The organism is Arthrobacter sp. E3, assembly GCF_017353415.1.
Lineage (GTDB): Bacteria > Actinomycetota > Actinomycetes > Actinomycetales > Micrococcaceae > Specibacter.
This window is the reverse complement of record NZ_JAFMPX010000023.1, coordinates 13,912-31,960: the sequence shown is the minus strand read 5'-3', so window position 1 is coordinate 31,960 and position 18,049 is coordinate 13,912. Positions and strand designations below refer to the sequence as shown.

At 59.7% G+C, this 18,049-nt stretch carries 14 protein-coding genes; 11 read left to right on the top strand and 3 right to left on the bottom strand.

Annotation, left to right across the window (positions count from 1 at the left end):
• The first annotated feature begins 34 nt into the window (after positions 1-34).
• Complete coding sequence (locus JMA46_RS10980) at positions 35-703, top strand: hypothetical protein (RefSeq protein ID WP_207345377.1); 669 nt, start codon at positions 35-37, stop codon at positions 701-703.
• Positions 704-737: 34 nt separating this feature from the next.
• Here the strand turns inward: JMA46_RS10980 and JMA46_RS10975 are convergent, their stop codons facing one another.
• Together JMA46_RS10975 and JMA46_RS10970 are read right to left on the bottom strand one after the other, a co-directional pair.
• Positions 738-1,622 carry a putative RNA methyltransferase gene (locus JMA46_RS10975; protein ID WP_207345376.1) on the bottom strand — a complete coding sequence of 295 codons (885 nt, stop codon included), beginning with the start codon at positions 1,620-1,622 and terminating at the stop codon, positions 738-740.
• Between the two features lie 54 nt (positions 1,623-1,676).
• Positions 1,677-2,324 carry a peptide deformylase gene (locus JMA46_RS10970; protein ID WP_207345375.1) on the bottom strand — a complete coding sequence of 216 codons (648 nt, stop codon included), beginning with the start codon at positions 2,322-2,324 and terminating at the stop codon, positions 1,677-1,679.
• 190 nt (positions 2,325-2,514) lie between these two features.
• On the opposite strand from JMA46_RS10970, the gene JMA46_RS10965 reads away from it, so the two are divergent.
• The 6 genes from JMA46_RS10965 (at position 2,515) to JMA46_RS10940 (ending at position 13,807) form a co-directional block, all read left to right on the top strand.
• Positions 2,515-5,310 (top strand): aconitate hydratase, encoded by a 2,796-nt coding sequence (locus JMA46_RS10965; protein WP_282099587.1) that lies wholly within the window; start codon positions 2,515-2,517, stop codon positions 5,308-5,310.
• A gap of 134 nt (positions 5,311-5,444) precedes the next feature.
• Entirely contained in the window at positions 5,445-5,987 is a 543-nt protein-coding gene (locus tag JMA46_RS10960; RefSeq protein WP_207345373.1) for a GNAT family N-acetyltransferase, read from the top strand.
• 15 nt (positions 5,988-6,002) lie between these two features.
• Positions 6,003-8,393 carry an excinuclease ABC subunit UvrA gene (locus JMA46_RS10955; RefSeq protein ID WP_207345372.1) on the top strand — a complete coding sequence of 797 codons (2,391 nt, stop codon included), beginning with the start codon at positions 6,003-6,005 and terminating at the stop codon, positions 8,391-8,393.
• A 433-nt stretch (positions 8,394-8,826) separates the two neighbouring features.
• Positions 8,827-10,290 carry a sugar porter family MFS transporter gene (locus JMA46_RS10950; RefSeq protein ID WP_207345371.1) on the top strand — a complete coding sequence of 488 codons (1,464 nt, stop codon included), beginning with the start codon at positions 8,827-8,829 and terminating at the stop codon, positions 10,288-10,290.
• A gap of 302 nt (positions 10,291-10,592) precedes the next feature.
• Positions 10,593-12,035 (top strand): glucose-6-phosphate dehydrogenase, encoded by a 1,443-nt coding sequence (locus tag JMA46_RS10945; RefSeq protein ID WP_207345370.1) that lies wholly within the window; start codon positions 10,593-10,595, stop codon positions 12,033-12,035.
• A 902-nt stretch (positions 12,036-12,937) separates the two neighbouring features.
• Entirely contained in the window at positions 12,938-13,807 is an 870-nt protein-coding gene (locus tag JMA46_RS10940; protein ID WP_207345369.1) for a GAF and ANTAR domain-containing protein, read from the top strand.
• Here JMA46_RS10940 and JMA46_RS10935 read toward each other — a convergent pair.
• Positions 13,804-13,962: a hypothetical protein gene (locus JMA46_RS10935; RefSeq protein WP_207345368.1), complete on the bottom strand. Its 159-nt coding sequence runs from the start codon at positions 13,960-13,962 to the stop codon at positions 13,804-13,806. The two genes, JMA46_RS10940 and JMA46_RS10935, sit on opposite strands and share 4 nt — an antisense overlap.
• A gap of 134 nt (positions 13,963-14,096) precedes the next feature.
• Between JMA46_RS10935 and JMA46_RS10930 the strand changes: the two genes are divergently transcribed.
• The 4 genes from JMA46_RS10930 to JMA46_RS10915 all read left to right on the top strand — a co-directional run bounded on the left by JMA46_RS10930 (position 14,097) and on the right by JMA46_RS10915 (position 18,049).
• Positions 14,097-14,489 (top strand): hypothetical protein, encoded by a 393-nt coding sequence (locus JMA46_RS10930; RefSeq protein WP_207345367.1) that lies wholly within the window; start codon positions 14,097-14,099, stop codon positions 14,487-14,489.
• Complete coding sequence (locus JMA46_RS10925) at positions 14,486-15,313, top strand: family 1 encapsulin nanocompartment shell protein (protein WP_207345366.1); 828 nt, start codon at positions 14,486-14,488, stop codon at positions 15,311-15,313. Before JMA46_RS10930 ends, JMA46_RS10925 begins: the two co-directional genes overlap by 4 nt.
• The gene (locus JMA46_RS10920; RefSeq protein WP_207345365.1) at positions 15,300-15,668 is read left to right on the top strand and encodes a hypothetical protein; all 369 of its coding nucleotides are present in this window, start codon (positions 15,300-15,302) and stop codon (positions 15,666-15,668) included. The genes JMA46_RS10925 and JMA46_RS10920 overlap by 14 nt, the downstream gene beginning before the upstream one ends.
• A 539-nt stretch (positions 15,669-16,207) precedes the next feature.
• Positions 16,208-18,049 carry a thiamine pyrophosphate-requiring protein gene (locus JMA46_RS10915; protein ID WP_207345364.1) on the top strand — a complete coding sequence of 614 codons (1,842 nt, stop codon included), beginning with the start codon at positions 16,208-16,210 and terminating at the stop codon, positions 18,047-18,049.

Below are 18,049 nucleotides of genomic sequence, written 5' to 3'. Positions count from 1 at the left end.
ATCGCCACAGGTGGAGCCCTACTAAACTGGGTGAATGCTCTTGTTCCTTGGCTCCAGCCGACTCAGCATTCGTGTTGTCCGGCTCATGTTGGGTCTGGCCATGTACGGGTTGGCTATCTCCATGATGATCCGCGGCAATATTGGCGCGTCGCCGTGGGATGTCTTTGCCCAGGGCCTGTCCCGAACCTCCGGCTTCTCCTTCGGGTTGTGCACCATTGCCATCAGCGGCGCGGTTCTTCTGCTGTGGATACCACTGAAACAGTGGCCCGGATTTGGCACCATTGCCAACGCGGTGCTGGTGGGTGTTTTTGCCGACCTTGGCTTGGCTGTCATTCCGCAGGCCAGCCAGCTGATCCCGCAAGTGCTGCTGTTCTCGGGCGGATTATTCCTACTGGCGTTTGCCACTGCCCTCTATATTGGTGCCGGGCTGGGTCCGGGCCCGCGCGACGGGCTCATGACGGGCTTGGTTCGCGTCAGCGGCTGGCCGGTATGGCTCATCCGGACAGGCATTGAGCTGTCCGTCGTGGGGGCTGGTTTTTTTCTCGGCGGTGTAGTCGGTGCGGGGACGGCTGCCTTCGCCTTGGGGGTGGGGCCGCTGACGCAGGTGACGCTTCGCTGGCTGCATGTTGACCTGTACGCCAAGACTCCGCGGGCAACCATGGTGGAGCTGCCGCTCGAGCCTGATCCCTCAGGCCGCCCTTGAGGTAGCCGTCTAACCGGGTTAGGCGGCAAGCTGGTCAATCAGCAACCTGGCCGACCGGCAGTAGGCGGAAGACGGAAATGCGAAACGCTGCCGTCGCAGCTGTGCGCTCCGGCAGCCGGGCCAGGCGCTCTCGAAGCACCAAGGGGTCCAGATGGTGTCCGGCCGGGCCCATGAGCGCCACGTTTTCAACGTCGGCTGGGCTCAGCTGCAATTCGGTCTCTATCTCCTGGGTTTGAACTGGCCTGAAGTGGCCCTCCATCGCCGCCACCAACGCAGATTCCTTATCGTCTTGAATGCCGAGCATGCCCACCTCAGCAGCGATTTCCGCCAGGTGTTCTGGCAGTGGGGTCACCACAACCAATGCGCCGCAGGGCTTCAGGATGCGGGCAAATTCGCTGGCATTGCGCGGGGCGAATATGACAAGCACGACGTCGGCAGTGCCGGTTCCCAACGGCAACTCGCGCCACAGGTCCCACACAATGTTCAAAGCATCCGGGTTTAGTCGCGCGGCTCTGCGCAAAGCAAACTTCGAGATGTCAAGGCCCACGGCCGCCGGCCTGCGAGCGCTGAGGGAGAACGCCGCAAGCACCTGGTGCAGGTAGTGGCCGGTGCCGGTTCCGGCGTCGACGATGAGCTGCGAATCAGGCCCGGCAAGCAGTTGCCCTACCTGCTTGGCCAGTGCGTCGCTCAGGGGTTGGTAGTGCCCGGCGTTCAGAAAGGCATCGCGGGCAGCCACCATGGCTGCCGTGTCGGGGACGAACTTGGTGCCAGGGCCAGTGAGCAGGTTAAGGTACCCCTGGCGTGCAATGTCGAAGCTATGGCCCGAGTCACAGGCCAGTGAATGGTCCATGGCCTGCGGTGTGGAAAATCCTTGTCCGCAATGGGGACAGCGCAGGGCCTTGACAGCAGAGAATTCCATCTAATGATCTTAGGCGCCCTGAAACTGCACGAGGGCCTGAAACTGCATGTTGCGCTAGAACTTCAACGCAGCACGTGCCTCGGCGATATCGGGATAGGCCCAATGTGCGCTGTACTCGGCGGTAGCTGCCAGCGAGCGCGTATACGCCTTGTCGATGTACAGCATCCCTGCCAAATGGTCGGTTTCGTGTTGGACAATGCGTGCCTGCCACCCTGTGAACCGGCGGGTGCGCACGGTGCCCAGTTCGTCGTCGTACGCCAAATCCACTGTGGTGGGACGGTCAACCACGCCCTGCCAGCCCGACATCGACAGGCAGCCTTCGTAGTGGCTGGCTAGAACGGTGCCGACGGGCGTGTAGCGCGGGTTCAAGATGGCAAACAGTTCCAACGGCATGCGGTCGCGGGCAGCGGCATTGTCGGCGTCAACCTCATATTGATCCTCCAACACCGCGAGTTGCAGGGGTATGCCGATTTGTGGAGCTGCCAGGCCCACGCCGGGTGCAGCCCGCATGGTTTCAGTCATGATCTCGATCAGCCGGGCCAGCTCGGCGGCGCTGAGCTGGCCTGTAAAGGGCAGTGCCTGGGCGCGCAGCACGGGGTGCCCAGCCTGGACGATCGGTGGCAGTTGCTCCGACTCAAGGACGGCGGCAAGTGCCTGCTCGAGATAGCCGGCGTCGAGTTTCATGCCGTGGACGTTCGTCATGCGGGGCCCTCCTGGGGATTCGGTTCGCTTCCATTGTGCCAAGTCACTGCCCGGTTGGTGGCAATGCACGTTCACGTCTTTGCCGACACGCCTCTACGTTTGGCTGCCAATCCTTCCGGCACCCCTGTTGCCTTCCCTGTCCTGCGGTCTATGGTGGGCTAGAAGGGGCACGCCGAGAAAAGGGATGATCATGTCAACAAATAGTTTCGACGCACGCAGTTCACTGACCGTTGATGGTCAAGACTATGAAATCTACCGATTGGACAAGATTGCCGGGTCGGCACGGCTGCCCTACAGTTTGAAGGTGCTGCTGGAAAACTTGCTCCGCAATGAGGACGGGCGCCTTGTCACGGCGGAACAAGTCAGCGCTGTGGCGGAGTGGGAATCTGCGGCGGAAGCCAGTCGCGAGATCCAGTACACCCCGGCCCGCGTGCTGATGCAGGACTTCACCGGTGTTCCCTGCGTTGTGGACTTGGTGGCCATGCGCGACGCCATGGCGGACCTTGGCGGTGACCCCACCAAAATCAATCCGCTGATTCCCGGCGAGCTGGTCATTGATCACTCAGTCATTGCCGACGTCTTCAACGTTCCCAGCGCGTTCTCCATCAACTCCGAATTTGAGTTCAAGCGCAACCAGGAACGCTACCAACTGCTGCGCTGGGCACAGCAGTCCTTCGATGACTTCCTGGTGGTCCCGCCGGATACAGGGATCTGCCACCAGGTGAACTTGGAATACCTGTCCCGGGTGGTGTTCACCCGCGAGCTCGACGGCGTGAAGCAGGCCTACCCGGACACCCTCGTCGGCACTGACTCGCACACCCCCATGGTCAACGGCCTTGGTGTGCTGGGCTGGGGAGTGGGAGGCATCGAGGCAGAGGCCGCCATGCTGGGCCAGCCCATGAGCATGCTGGTTCCTCAAGTGGTGGGCTTCAAGCTCATCGGTGAACTGCCCGAAGGCACCACGGCCACCGACCTGGTACTGACGGTTGCCGAACTGTTGCGCAAGACGCGCGTGGTGGGCAAGTTTGTTGAGTTCTTCGGTCCCGGCGTGGCGAATGTACCGCTGGCCAACCGGGCAACTTTGGGCAACATGAGCCCGGAATACGGCTCAACCTGCGCCATCTTCCCGATCGACGACGAAACCCTCAGCTACATGCGCCTTACGGGACGCAGCGAGCACCAGATCAGCCTCGTGGAAGCCTATGCCAAGGAACAGGGCATGTGGCACGACCCGGACCATACGCCGGAGTTCAGCCAGGTTGTTGAACTGGATTTGGCAACGGTGGAAAGTTCCATAGCCGGTCCCAAACGCCCGCAGGACAGGATCCCGCTGCGCAGCGCCAAGCGTGCAATCCGCGGCCTTTTGGCGGGGGAGTCCCAGGAAGTGGCCGTGCGTGCCGGCGGGCTGGACGATGCAGGGGACGAATCCTTCCCCGCCAGCGATCCCGTCGCCATCAGTTCCCGGATCGAGCGGGACGACCCGCCGCGTATTTTCGAGGACGACGGCGTTGACCTCGACTGGCCCAGCGACCCGACGGACATGGTCATTGATGGACAGAAACTGACCCTTGACCACGGTGATGTGGTCATCGCGGCCATCACGTCCTGCACCAACACCTCCAACCCGTCCGTCATGATCGGCGCCGGGCTACTGGCCAAGAAGGCTGTGGAGCTGGGGCTCTCCAGCAAACCTTGGGTGAAGACCACCTTGGCACCGGGCTCCCGCGTAGTGACCGACTACTTCGACAGGGCAGGGCTGACCCCCTATCTGGAGAAGCTCGGCTTTGCACTGGTGGGCTACGGCTGCACCACCTGCATTGGCAACTCCGGCCCGCTCATCCCGGAAGTCAGCCAGGCAGTGAACGCCAGCGACCTGTCCGTTGCGGCTGTCCTTTCCGGCAACCGCAACTTTGAAGGCCGCATCCACCCCGAGGTGAAGATGAACTTCCTCGCCTCCCCGCCGCTCGTCATTGCCTACGCCCTGGCGGGGAGCATGCATGTGGACCTGTTGAAGGAACCGCTCGGCGAGGGCACTGGCGGCAAGCCCGTCTATCTGAAGGATATTTGGCCCACGACGGCGGAGATCAAGGAAGTGGTTGACGCCAGCCTCGAGGCACAAATGTTCAAGGACGGCTACGCGGATGTCTACCACGGGGACGAGAACTGGCGCGGCATGAGCGTTCCCGAGGGGGACATGTTCGCCTGGTCCGACGATTCCACGTACGTGCGCAAGCCGCCATACTTTGACGGGATGCAGCGTGAGCCTGCTCCTGTGGAAGACATTGTGGGCGCACGGGTATTGGCCCTGTTGGGGGATTCGGTCACCACAGACCACATTTCCCCGGCAGGCAGCATTAAGAAGTCCTCCCCGGCTGGGCAATACCTGCTTGAGCACGGTGTGGAGCAGGCCAACTTCAACTCCTACGGCTCCCGCCGCGGCAACCACAACGTCATGATCCGCGGCACGTTCGCGAACATCCGGCTGCGCAACCTGCTGGTGCCCGGCGTCGAGGGCGGCTTCACGAAGCGCTCTGCCGACGGGGAGGTGGAAACCATTTTCGACGCTTCGACTGCGTATCTGGCCGAGGGTACCCCGCTGGTGGTCATTGCCGGAAGCGATTACGGTTCCGGATCCTCCCGCGACTGGGCGGCCAAGGGCACCGTGCTGCTGGGCGTGAAGGCCGTGATCGCCACGTCCTTTGAGCGCATCCACCGGTCAAACCTGATCGGCATGGGCGTGCTGCCCCTGCAGTTCAAGGACGGCGAGACTGCCGAATCCTTGGGCCTCACGGGCATGGAGACGTATTCGATCACGGGGATTGCCGGCGTCAGTCCGCTGCCTCGGGAAGTCACCGTGCGTGTTGAAGACGGGGCGAACACGCGGGAGATTCTTACCACCCTTCGCATCGACACCCCGGCGGAGGAGTCCTACTACATGCACGGCGGGATCCTCCAGTACGTGCTGCGCCAGCTGCTGGACGCCTAGGTATTACGGCTGCGGCCCTGGTGGCGTCCTGTGGGGCGGAACCAGGGCCGTTGGCGTGCGCAAATATTACGTTGGCAGCTGCCCTGGTGGGGCTGCACCGGGCTCAGAACGCACCAACCATGCATAATGAACGAATGACTCAAGCCATTAACACTGAACGACTTGCCCTGCGTCCGTGGGAAGACTCCGACGTTGACTTTGTCTTTGACCTGTATTCGCGCTGGGTGGTGCAGCGCTTCATTGGCAATGAACCGGCCGTCATGAACAGTCGCAGGGAAGCGTTGGACAAGGTGGCACGATTCCAAAGCATCGACCACCCGGTTCACGGGATCTGGGCAGTGACGCGCAAGGAAGACAGCACTCCCGTGGGCACATTGCTGCTCAAGCCGATTCCTGCCTCAGGCGAGGAACCGCTGGAAGCCTCGTCCGACGTCGAAATTGGCTGGCACTTCCACCCTGACCACTGGGGCAACGGCTACGCTACAGAGGCGGCGGCTGCAGTGCTCGAGCATGCCTTCGCAGCAGGACTGGAGCAGGTGGTCGCCGTGACGAACCCCGCCAACGAGGCCTCGCAAAGTGTGTGCCGACGCATAGGCATGGAACATCAGGGACAAACAGAGGATTATTACAACGCCACCTGTGAATTCTTTACGGTGACAAAGCCCGCAATTTCCTAAAGACAAGGGACACTGATGAGCACTGCTGGAAAGGCTGCACCGGAACGCGCCGGGGGGCATGCCGCCGACGGCCACGACCTCATTCGAGTCCAGGGTGCCAGGGTGAACAACCTCAAGGACATCAGCGTTGAGATTCCCAAGCGCCGTCTGACAGTGTTCACGGGGGTGTCAGGTTCGGGTAAGAGCTCGCTGGTGTTCGGCACTATCGCCGCAGAGTCCCAACGCATGATCAATGAAACCTACAGCGCATTCGTGCAGGGCTTCATGCCCACCCTGGCCCGTCCCGACGTGGATGTTTTGGAGGGGCTGACGACGGCTATTCTGGTGGACCAGGAGCGGCTGGGCGCCAACCCGCGCTCCACGGTGGGGACCGTCACTGACGCCAACGCCATGTTGCGCATCGTTTTCAGCCGCCTGGGGATGCCGCATATCGGTTCCCCGCAGGCGTTCTCCTTCAACGTGGCCTCCATCAGTGGTGCCGGGGCGGTCACCATGGAACGCCGGGGAGAGAAGGTCAAGGAACGGCGCAGCTTTTCCATCACCGGCGGTATGTGCCCGCGCTGCGAGGGCATGGGCAAGGTCAGTGATTTCAACCTTGATGCGATCTTCGACGCCAGCAAGTCACTGGCCGAAGGCGCCTTGGTCGTCCCCGGCTACAGCATGGACGGCTGGTATGGACGCATCTTTGCCGGCAGCGGCTTCTTTGACATGGACAAGAAACTGGGCAAGTTCACGAAGAAAGAACTGGCTGACCTGCTGCACAAGGAGCCGGTCAAGATCAAGGTTGACGGCATCAACTTGACGTATGAGGGCGTCATTGTGAAGATGCAAAAGTCCATGTTGGCCAAGGACGTGGACTCCCTACAGCCGCACATTCGTGCGTTTGTGGAGCGCGCCGTTGTGTTCGCCACCTGCCCCGATTGTGACGGGACACGGCTGAATGAGGGCGCTCGCTCGTCCAAGGTGGCAGGAATCAGCATCGCCGATGCCTGCGCCATGCAGATCAGCGACCTTGCCGTGTGGGTCCGCGGCCTTTCGGATACTTCGGTGGCACCGCTGCTGGGGGCGTTGGGGGACACCCTTGACTCTTTCGTGGAGATCGGACTGGGCTACCTTTCCCTGGAGCGCCCCTCCGGAACGCTCTCAGGAGGTGAAGCGCAACGGACGAAGATGATCCGCCACCTGGGCTCCTCCCTGACGGATGTCACCTATGTCTTTGACGAACCGACCATTGGACTCCACCCTCATGACATTGCACGCATGAACACGCTGCTGCTCCAATTGCGCGACAAAGGCAACACCGTCTTGGTGGTCGAACACAAACCGGAGACCATCGAAATTGCGGACCACGTCATTGATCTAGGGCCGCATGCCGGCTCTGCCGGCGGAGAAGTGGTGTTCGAGGGCACCGTTGGCGAGCTGCGGAAGAGCAGCACCGTGACGGGCAGGCACCTTGATGACCGGGTCTGCCTCAAAGCCACGCTGCGCCCTGCGGCAGGCTCCATGGACGTACGCGGCGCCAACACGAACAACCTCAAGGACGTGGACGTCGACATCCCGCTCGGGGTGCTCACAGTGGTCACTGGAGTTGCAGGCTCGGGAAAGAGCTCGCTCATCCGTGAATCTGTTTCCGGGCGCGACGGCGTGGTCACGGTAGACCAAGGCGCCATCCGTGGTTCGCGGCGCAGCAACCCGGCAACGTACACGGGTCTGCTGGAACCCATCCGCAAGGCCTTCGCCAAGGCTAACGGCGTCAAGCCCGCACTGTTCAGCTCGAATTCAGAAGGCGCCTGCCCGTCCTGCAATGGCGCCGGCGTGATCTACACGGACCTGGGCATCATGGCGAGTGTGTCCACGGTGTGCGAGGAATGCGAAGGCCAGCGATTCCAGGCCACAGTGCTCGAATACCACTTGGGCGGACGCAACATCAGCGAAGTCCTGGCCATGTCTGTCGACCAAGCAGAGGCATTCTTTGCCGACGGGGATGCCAAGCTGCCTGCTGCACACACCATCCTGCGGCGAATGGCCGACGTCGGACTTGGCTACCTGACGCTGGGCCAGCCGCTGACAACGCTGTCCGGCGGTGAGCGCCAGCGCATCAAACTGGCCACACACCTGGGGGAGAAGGGTGGGGTTTATGTGCTGGACGAGCCAACCAGCGGGCTGCACCTGGCTGACGTCGAAAAACTTCTGGCGCTGCTGGACAGACTGGTGGATTCAGGGAAGTCGGTCATCGTGATCGAACACCACCAGGCCGTCATGGCCCACGCAGACTGGATCATCGATCTTGGCCCGGGGGCCGGGCACGACGGTGGCACGATCGTTTTCGAGGGCACGCCTGCAGAAATCGTGGCCGACAAATCAACCCTGACCGGCCAACATCTCGCGGCCTACGTCGGGGCATGACGAAACGATCGAATATTAATTCGAGTGACGCCCCGATGCTGCGGGGGAGGCGCTGGTGATGTACGCAGACAAAGGGACGTTCGCTGATGAACAGGAAAATGCGTTCGTTAGCCACCGGCCTGGACCAGTTTGAACAGTGGATCAACGCGTTGAAAGCGTTCTCGATGCCGCGGTGACATGCGGTACAAGGCACTTCCGAGCAACTGTCAATGGAACGCCGATAATCCACATTATGTAAAGTAAAGTCAAAAGAGACTAAAACGGCCTCCTAGCGTTAAGGTGATGGTCGAATCCCCGAACGGCCTGTTGCCTTGCTAGTCAAAGTGATAGATTTCCACACAAGGTTGCTGAGCCGCAGGGCAACTGACGGCAACAGCTCAAGCACGGCCCGCTTGCGCAGTTGACCACCAAGGGGCCAGAATCGCGGTGCACCATGGGTACAAGTCCAGCAGAGCAGCCGAACTCAAATCCCGGGGCGGAGAAAACGCCCCATCTGGGTAAAATCATCATCATCACCATGGCGGCCGCTTTGGGTGGACTCCTGTTCGGCTTTGACACCTCAGTGATTAACGGGGCCGTCAATTCGATCCAGTCCGACTTCAATCTCGGCTCGGCAGCGATCGGGTTCACCGTTGCCATCACCCTAATCGGATGCGCCATCGGTGCGTGGTTCGCTGGCCAACTGGCCGATGTCTGGGGTCGCAAGCCAGTCATGGTGTTGGCGGCTCTTCTCTTTGTGGCCAGCTCGATCGGCTCGGCCTACGCTTTCGCCATTTGGGACCTCATGTCATGGAGGGTCATTGGCGGGCTGGCTATTGGCATCGCCTCCGTCATCGCTCCTGCCTACATCGGTGAGATGGCCCCTGCACGGCTGCGGGGGGCACTCAGCTCACTCCAGCAACTGGCCATCACGCTGGGTATCTTTCTGGCGCTGCTTTCCGACGCCGGTCTGGCAAGGGCTGCTGGAGGTGCCGGCAATGAACTCTGGTGGGGCATGCCTGCGTGGCGGTGGATGCTGCTGGTTGGAGTCATTCCTGCCGTCGTCTACGGCCTCCTGTCCCTAACCATTCCCGAGTCCCCCCATTTCCTGATCCGGAAGGGCAGGAGCAAGGATGCCCTTGCTGTCATCCGGCGTGTCACCAGCCCGGTGAATCCGGAGCAGCGTCTGAAGGAAATCGAAGAGAGCCTGGAAAACGAAAAGCGGTCCACCTACCGTGATTTGCGTGGCACCGCGTTTGGGCTGCAACCCATCCTGTGGATCGGCATCGGCATGGCTGCCTTTCAGCAGTTGGTCGGCATCAATGCCATCTTTTACTACTCGACCACGTTGTGGCAGTCGGTGGGCTTCAGCCAGGAAGACTCCTTCACGACGTCCGTCATCACTTCCATCATCAACGTGGCCCTGACCTTTGTCGCCATCTTCTTCGTTGACAGAGTCGGGCGCAAGTTGCTGCTGCTGGTGGGTTCGGCAGGCATGTTCGTGGGGCTTGTTGCCGCCGCGATCTCGTTCTCCCAAGCGACTGGTTCAGGGGATTCACTGACCCTCGCTGCACCGTGGGGACCCATCGCCCTGGTCGGTGCCAACTTGTTTGTCATCTTCTTTGCCGCCACGTGGGGCCCGGTGATGTGGGTGGTCCTCGGTGAAGTTTTCCCGAACAAGATTCGCGGCTTGGCCTTGGGCATCGCAACGGCCTTCAACTGGATCTTTAATTTCATTGTCACTCTGCTTTTCCCGATCATGAGTGCTGCCGTCGGCCTTGGCTTCGTCTATGCCGGGTTTGCCTTCTTCGCCGTCCTGTCGTTCTGGTTCGTCAAGGCACTGCTCCCGGAAGTAAGCGGGTTGGAGTTGGAAGACAAGAACAAGCTCGTGACTCGCCACAAACCAACCACTGCATAACGATGGAGCCGCCCCACGTCTATCTTGCAAATAGGGGCGGCTCCCCCGCGCGTCTAAATCCCAGCGTCGGATATTTCACTTTTTAGTAAGCCACACGCGCTGGAAAGAGACGAGCAATGGTATGGGAAACTGTACGAATCCAATTTCGGGCGGCAAGGGAGGTGCGCACTGGTCACATGTGCCACCACTCCCCCGGCGTCAACCCGTCCGTCTAGCCACCTGATCAACGGCCGGTCTAGCATGGTTGGCATCGGCTCACCAGCTATTGGCATCGGCTCACCAGCTACTAGGACGGCGGAAACATGAACCCCTCAAAGAACTCCCAACAGCACAGCAACGAGATAAAGACTCTCATGATCCTCGGGGCATCCGGCGACCTTACGGCGAGACTGTTGTTGCCTGGGCTGGCCAGCCTGATCTCTCAGGGCGGTGCCAAAGGTCTTGAGCTGGTGGGCACTGGCTATGACGAGTGGTCGCAGGATAAATGGCGTGAGCAGGTGAAGAAATCCTTTGACGCCAGTTCTGGAGAGGACGAAGCTCCCACTGGCAACAAGGCCCAACACGCGTTGGATGCGATGGCCAAGAATAGCAGCTACCACCAAGTGGACGTTACTGCAGAAGGCGCACTCTCTACTGTTCTGAAGTCCGTCAAACACCCTGTCGCCGTCTACTTTGCATTGCCACCTTCCATCACCGAGAAGGCGTGCGACCTGCTCAGCGCTGATGATCTCCCGGAACACACCCGTTTTGTGATGGAAAAGCCCTTTGGCTCCGGGCCGGAATCAGCCCGGAAGCTGAACAAAACATTGGAGATGCTGCTGCCCGAGAACCACATTTATCGTGTGGACCACTTCCGCGGCACCGGAACCGTCCTCAACATCTTGGGTCTGCGGTTCGCAAACCACTTCCTAGAGCCGGTGTGGAATATGCGGCACATCGAGAAGGTGGAGATCTTTTTTGATGAGAACATCACCGTAGAAGGACGCGCCGGCTTCTATGACTCCACCGGTGCCCTACGCGACATGATGCAAAGCCACCTTCTGCAGATCATGGCCTTCATCGCCATGGATGAACCGGCCACTCTGGACGAACGCGACGTCAGGGACCGGATTGCGGAAGTTATGCGCGCAGCCGAAGTGGGCCCGGACTATTCCAAGACGACCCGCCGGGCCCGGTACACGGCCGGACAGATTGGTGACCGAAAAGTTCCCAACTATGTTGACGAACCGGGGGTGGATGGCAAGAACAACACTGAGACACTCGCGGAGATCGAGGTCAACATCAACAACTCTCGGTGGACCGGGGTCCCCTTCATCCTTCGTTCGGGCAAATCACTCGGCAAAGACAAGATGGAAGTCATTGTCGCGTTCAAGCCGATCCCCCACCTGCCCACCGGTTTCACCGGAACTCCCACAGCGACGCGGATTCGCATGGGTGTGGGACCAGCGAAACTTCAACTCGACATCGACGTCAATGGACCCGGGGACATCTACAGCTTGGACCGTGCCGAGCTCAAGGCTGAACTCAATGACAGTAATCTGCTCCCCTATGGTGAAGTGCTCAAGGCCGTGCTGACTGACAACGCCATGTTCTTTGTCCGCGGCGACACGGCTGTGGAGTGCTGGCGGATCATCGAACCGGTGGTTAAGGCTTGGGCCGACAATGATGTGCCGTTGGAGGACTACCCTGCAGGTTCCAATGGTCCGGAAGACTGGGAAACCACTCGTGAAGATACACCGCTGTAGGCGTTCCCCCGCATAGTCCACCAATACAGTAGACGGCAAACACCTGACGCACGCGGCCAGTCTGACTGGCTACATGGAAGAGTGCTAACCTGTGCTGAGCCACCACAGCGTCGTAAGCGTCGGGCTGCTCACGGTCCGCCACCACTAATCGGGCACTAAGGAAACGAAGTTCCGTATCAGCATGAAAACAGGTGGAACGCTGGAAGACAATGGCACCTGAGAACTATCCATCGCCGTCGCTCGTCAGCAACTGACGGACGCGTACTGTGAATAGGCGAGGTCCGCAGACCCTCCCCCGCAATCCATCCATCATGGTAAGTCCAATACTGGGCAAACGGATCACGTGGTGTCCGACAGACTGCTGCTCAAACCAATCCTGCTTCCTCATTAACAGAACAATCTTGAATTCTCTAGCATGCGAGTTGAGTGTGACTAAAACACATACGCCATTTTGAGCGTATTTGCCCCGGACCCGGCAGTGCTATCAACGACGTTGACACTGAAACCTGGGGGTTCACATGTTCCACAGACTACGAATCATTGCTTCCTTGGGCCTAGATATTCGGTGGGCGGAACTAAAAGTCACCGGCTGCCTAACCCCTGACAGTTGCGCCGCTCTAGTCCCCCTTATTCGGCGTTGCAGTTCGCTGGGTTTTTCAGTGCACGTCAATCTCTCATTGGCACGGCATATCGGCAGAACTGCGTTGACCAGCCTGCAGGACGGCAGTATCGTTGCCTCCGTACGTGCGACAAATCTGGTCCGTGCAACGTCCATTAATAAATCATTGTGACGGCACCGTCGGCCCTCCCCCTTTGCCCGGCGTTCGCTCGGCCATGTCCGCAAGGGTTGGTTCCGATCGACACGATTGAATGAACATCGTTCACTGGACAAAGGATTGCAAATGAGGACGATGGCATCCGAGGTTAGACATCCGCAGCAGGATCAGACTTCAGGGAGGCTGGGCGCACCCTTGTGGCCAGCCCATGACAACGCAGGTCCAACGATCTCCACACAACTGCAGGACATGGTCTTGGACAGCCTTGACGTTGGCGACTTCCTTCAGGAGCTCGCTGAGTATTCCGGGGGCCTTGCAGCTTTCAACGGTCAACCGCGATTGGACTGTGCCATCACTCTGTACCGCCGCAGAAAGGTGCCGACAGGAGCAGGAAACACTAAACGCGCGCGGGCCTTGAATGAGATTCAGGAGTACATGGCACATAGTGCCTGCATGACAGCGCTGCGTGAGGGACGCACCGTTGTCATTTCGGATACCGCGAGTGACAAAACGTGGCCCGAATACGCCCAGACCTTGCTGAAGGAGGGCGTGCACAGCGTTCTGTCCGTTCCACTTTCCTTGGGGCATGAGGCAAGTGCATCACTCAATTTCTTCTCGTCTGAGACGTCCTTCTTTAACGAAGGCCTGGTTGTCAGGGCTCAGCAGTACGCTGCCCAAGCACAAAAGGCCTTGCGTCTGGCCGTGCGAATCGGTTCTAAGCAACAGCTGGTTGACGAGCTTTATGAGGCCAGGAATTCGCGGACAGCCATCGATCTTTCTGTGGGGATCATCATGGGTCAGCAGCACTGCTCACAGGCCGATGCATTTGAGCTTCTCAGCAGGGCTGCGTCATCCCGCAACCAGAAACTGCGCGATGTCGCCGAGAATCTGCTGCACAATGTGGATGTGCATGCTGTGGAGACACACTTCGAGCGCTGGTTTCCGACGAGGATGTTGGAGGACATGGACTCAATGGGTTCGATGGCACAGGACTAGTTGGTCAGCAGTTTGGCAACGCTCTCCACAGTGGCTCCATGGGCGAAGAAGGCCTCGCACATTCCGCAACTGTACGCCACGGACACCATGCCGGTCGCACGCGGAGAACACGACTGGTTGAACTCAAAGATGAGTGCTTGAATCAACAACACCATTCACTCGACGGTTTGGGCATAGCAGCATGTCCGACGTTCAAGAAGGTTCGCCAAAGTACCCACGAAATCGCTGCTGACGCTGAGCGCCTCCGCGGCGTATGATCGGAATTCAGGGACATTGAGGAGGGCCACCGATGGGCTTTGACCAATACCACGAACCGCCAGCTGAACTCTCCGCCAAAACGCGGACGTTTGCCCGCATGTGTGCCAACCTCACAGAGGAGGCTGAGGCCATCGGCTGGTACGAACAACGTATATCTGTGGAAACTGATGCAGCGTCACGGGCAATCATGGAAGATTCATTGGGCGAGGAGTACAAACACTTCAGCATGGAATTGGAATTCCTGCTGCGAACCAAACCGAAGTGGCGCAGCATAGCCCGAGGAATCCTTTTCCAAGAAGGCGACGTTGTTGTAAATGGCGAGGCTGCCGAGGCAGCAGCGGCGTCAGGCAGCTCGACCACGGAGTCGCCGTCGCCCGCAGACGCGTCACTGGGAATCGGAAGTCTGAGGGAGTGCCGACCATGACTCAAAACCACCTGCTTCGCGAACATGCCCCCATCTCCGACAAAGGTTGGGAGCTTTTGGACAAGGAAGCCCGAGAGCGTTTGATGGTGGCATTGGGCGCCAGGAAGCTGGTCGACTTCGCCGGCCCTTTGGGATGGGAACACTCGGCAACCAATTTGGGTCGCATCGAACCGATCCAGGGCCCTTTCGGAAGCGGCATAACTGCACACCGTCGCCGCACTTTGGCATTGGTTGAGGTTCGTTCGGACTTTAGTGTGGACAGAAGTGAACTGTCGGCGAACGATGCGGGCGCAGCCGACGTCGATCTTCACAGCCTTGACGACGCAGCAGTCCGCATGGCCAGCACGGAGAACATTGCCGTACTGCACGGCTGGCCGCAAGCCTCCTTCGCAGGAGTCACCGACGCGTCGACGAATCCTCACATACCGCGGGTCAAGGACTTCAATGACTACCCGAAACGAGCGGCCAAAGCCGTGGCCATGCTCCTACGAAATGGGATTGCCGGACCGTTTGGGATGGCCATGGGCCCTGGCCACTACACAGCCGTCATGGAATTCACCGAACGCGGCGGCTACCTGCTTTCCGAGCATCTGCGAAACATCCTTGGCGGTCCTCTTGTCTGGGCACCCGGAGTCAGTGGTGCGATCGTCATCAGCCTGCGCGGCGGTGACTTCCTCTTTGAGTCCGGCCAAGACCTGTCCGTAGGATACAACTACCACGACGCAGATTCTGTCCACCTCTATCTCGAACAGTCCTTCAGTTTCCGGGTTGCCACCCCCGAAGCAGCTGTCTGGCTAACAGGTTCAATTGATGACGTACCTTGAGCCGCTGCGTGCGGGTTACGGTCTGTGCCAACTGACTAGGCCGGACTTCATCGCCGCCAGAATTCTCCGGCACCGGCTCGACAGCAGAGCCACAGTGGTTGTCCGAGTGCTTGGGGCCCGGCACCTGTTTCAAGCCGCGGTCATCGGCTTGGCTCCCCGTTCAACTTTCCTCCACCGGGCTGGCGCCGTTGTGGACTTGTTGCATGCCTCGACGATGGTCATTCTGGCGCTCAGCGATGGACGACGGCGCAAGGCCGCCTTCGCTGACGCCGCCGTCGCCTGCTTCTTTGCAACAGCCGAGCTGCTGTCGAGTGCGCCGCCAAGCAAACACGGCAAACCATCCCGCGCCACTTGACTCGGTGCGTCTTCCCGCCCCTGTCCGATGCAGAAGTGAACACGATTTCTTGGCGATTTCTGTGACTTTCCCGTGTGTATGTTGTACATCTCCTTTTTCTCTTGACCGCTTCTTTGGATGTGGCTAGGGTCAAAAATAAGTGTTGTCAGCGGTATGTCTGCCCCGTCCCGGCAGTGTTGCCTATGAATTTGACACAGTGGAAAGGGGCTTCACGCATGTATCCACAATCGCACTCTTCCCTTCCCCCAAATACCGATGCTGATCCGGTGATACCAGATTCTGTCTCCAAACTATTCCCCCATTCAAACCCTATGCGGCCTGACACGTGGGAGAGAAAACTGGTAGGGAACGGGTTTGCCGGGGAGGGTGCGGCAACTCACAGGGCAGCTGGGCCAATCACGAGAAATGCGATGTCCGTCAGCGTCCTGGTCGAGCGTATCCAACTCGAGGGCTACGGGTCGTTTTATGCCAGCCCTAGCTACGCCAGTCGCGCTGTTGTGCAGTGCCGGAACTGAAATTCAATGTGAAAGTGGTGTGAGATGGATACGGTAAGCGATTTTGTGATCCAGAGGATTCGGGACTGGGGTGTGAGCCGGGTTTTCGCGTTCCCTGGTGACGGGATTGGGGAGTTTGATGGTGCTCTTGGCAAGGCCCAACGTGAGGGCGATGGACTGCAGTATATTCGTCCTACCCATGAGGAGATCTGTTCGCTGATGGCCACGGCGCATGCCAAGTTCACCGGTGAGGTGGGGGTGTGCATTGCCACCTCCAGCCCGGGGGCGTTTCACCTGTTGAATGGGCTTTACGATGCGAAGATGGACAACCAGCCAGTTGTCGCCATCATCGGGCAGCAGGGCCTTCCCTCGTTGGGGACGTTCACGCAGCAGGAGAGCAATCTCGAGCGGACCTTGTCCGATGTGGCGGTGTACGTTCAGACCATCGTTTCACCGGAGCAGGCCCAGGCTGTGGTTGACACTGCGTTCCGCACGGCGCGGGTCCGGCTTGGGCCAGCTGTGATCATCCTTCCCCATGATGTCCAGGGCATGAAGATGGCGGAGCTTTCCCCGGCCAACTGGGTATCGCGCTCCAGCGCTGTGGCTCCCTCGCTTTCCATCGCTCCCCCTGAGAGCGAGATCGTGAAGGCGGCGGCCATCATCAATGCGGGGGCTAAGGTGACGTTCCTCGTGGGCCATGGCACTAACGGCGCAACCGATGAAGTCCTTGAAGCGGCACGGCTGGCCGGCGCGGGGCTGATCACGACGCTTCGTGCCAAGCAGGTGGTGCCCTCGGACGTTCCGCACCACAGCCAGCAGTTGGGTCTGTTGGGCACCCGTCCGAGCATGCACCAGATGAAGGATTGCGACACCCTGGTTTTCCTGGGGACCAACTACCCCTACAGCCAGTTCCTGCCGCCGAGCGGGCAGGCCAGGGCGATCCAGGTCGATCTGAAGCCGGAACAAATGGGGTTGCGTTATCCTACTGAGTTGAATCTCTGGGGCGATGTGAAAGCAACATTGATGGCGCTCATCCCGCATTTGGAGGCGAAGACGGATCTTTCGTGGCAGGAAAACGTCGCCAAGGAGATGATCGAGTGGGAACACGAGATGGAAGCCCAGGCGATGTTGGTCTACGAGGACGGGGTCAATCCGAGGCGTGTCTACCATGAGCTGAACAAACGCCTGCCCCCGCAGGCCATTGTCACGGCGGACGCTGGCAGCACTGCCGATTGGTATGGTCACCATATTCGCTTCCGCAATGGCATGATGGGGGATCTTTCCGGACGGCTCGCAACCATGCTGGCCGCCATGCCGTACGCGGTGGCGGCAAAGTTCGCCTATCCTGAGCGGCCCGTCATCTGCACCATCGGTGACGGGGCGTTCCAGATGCTGGGGATGAACGAACTCATCACGATTAAGAAGTACATGAAGGAATGGGACAACCCCCAACTGATCATCATGGTCCTGCACAACAATGATCTGACCCAGGTGTCCTGGGAGATGCGCACTGAGGATGCGAATCCGGTGTGGGAGACCTCCCAAGATGTCGAATCCATCGACTACGCCGGGTGGGCGGAACTGCTCGGGTTTCAGGGGATCCGTGTTAAACACGACGACGACGTGGCGGCGGCCTGGGATGCGGCATTCGCGCACCGTGGCATCACTCTCATCGATGCCTACACGAGCAGGAGCGTCCCTCCGCTTCCACCGCACATCACGGCCGAATATGCGAAAAATACCGGTGAAGCGCTCCTGAAGGGGGACCCGTTTGAACTCGGCGTCATCCGTGATTCCGCGGAAGCCCTCGTGTCTGAAGGCATTGAACGCGTCAAGGGCAAACTCCACATCGGCCAAGGAAACAAGCACGAAGACCATGACAAATAG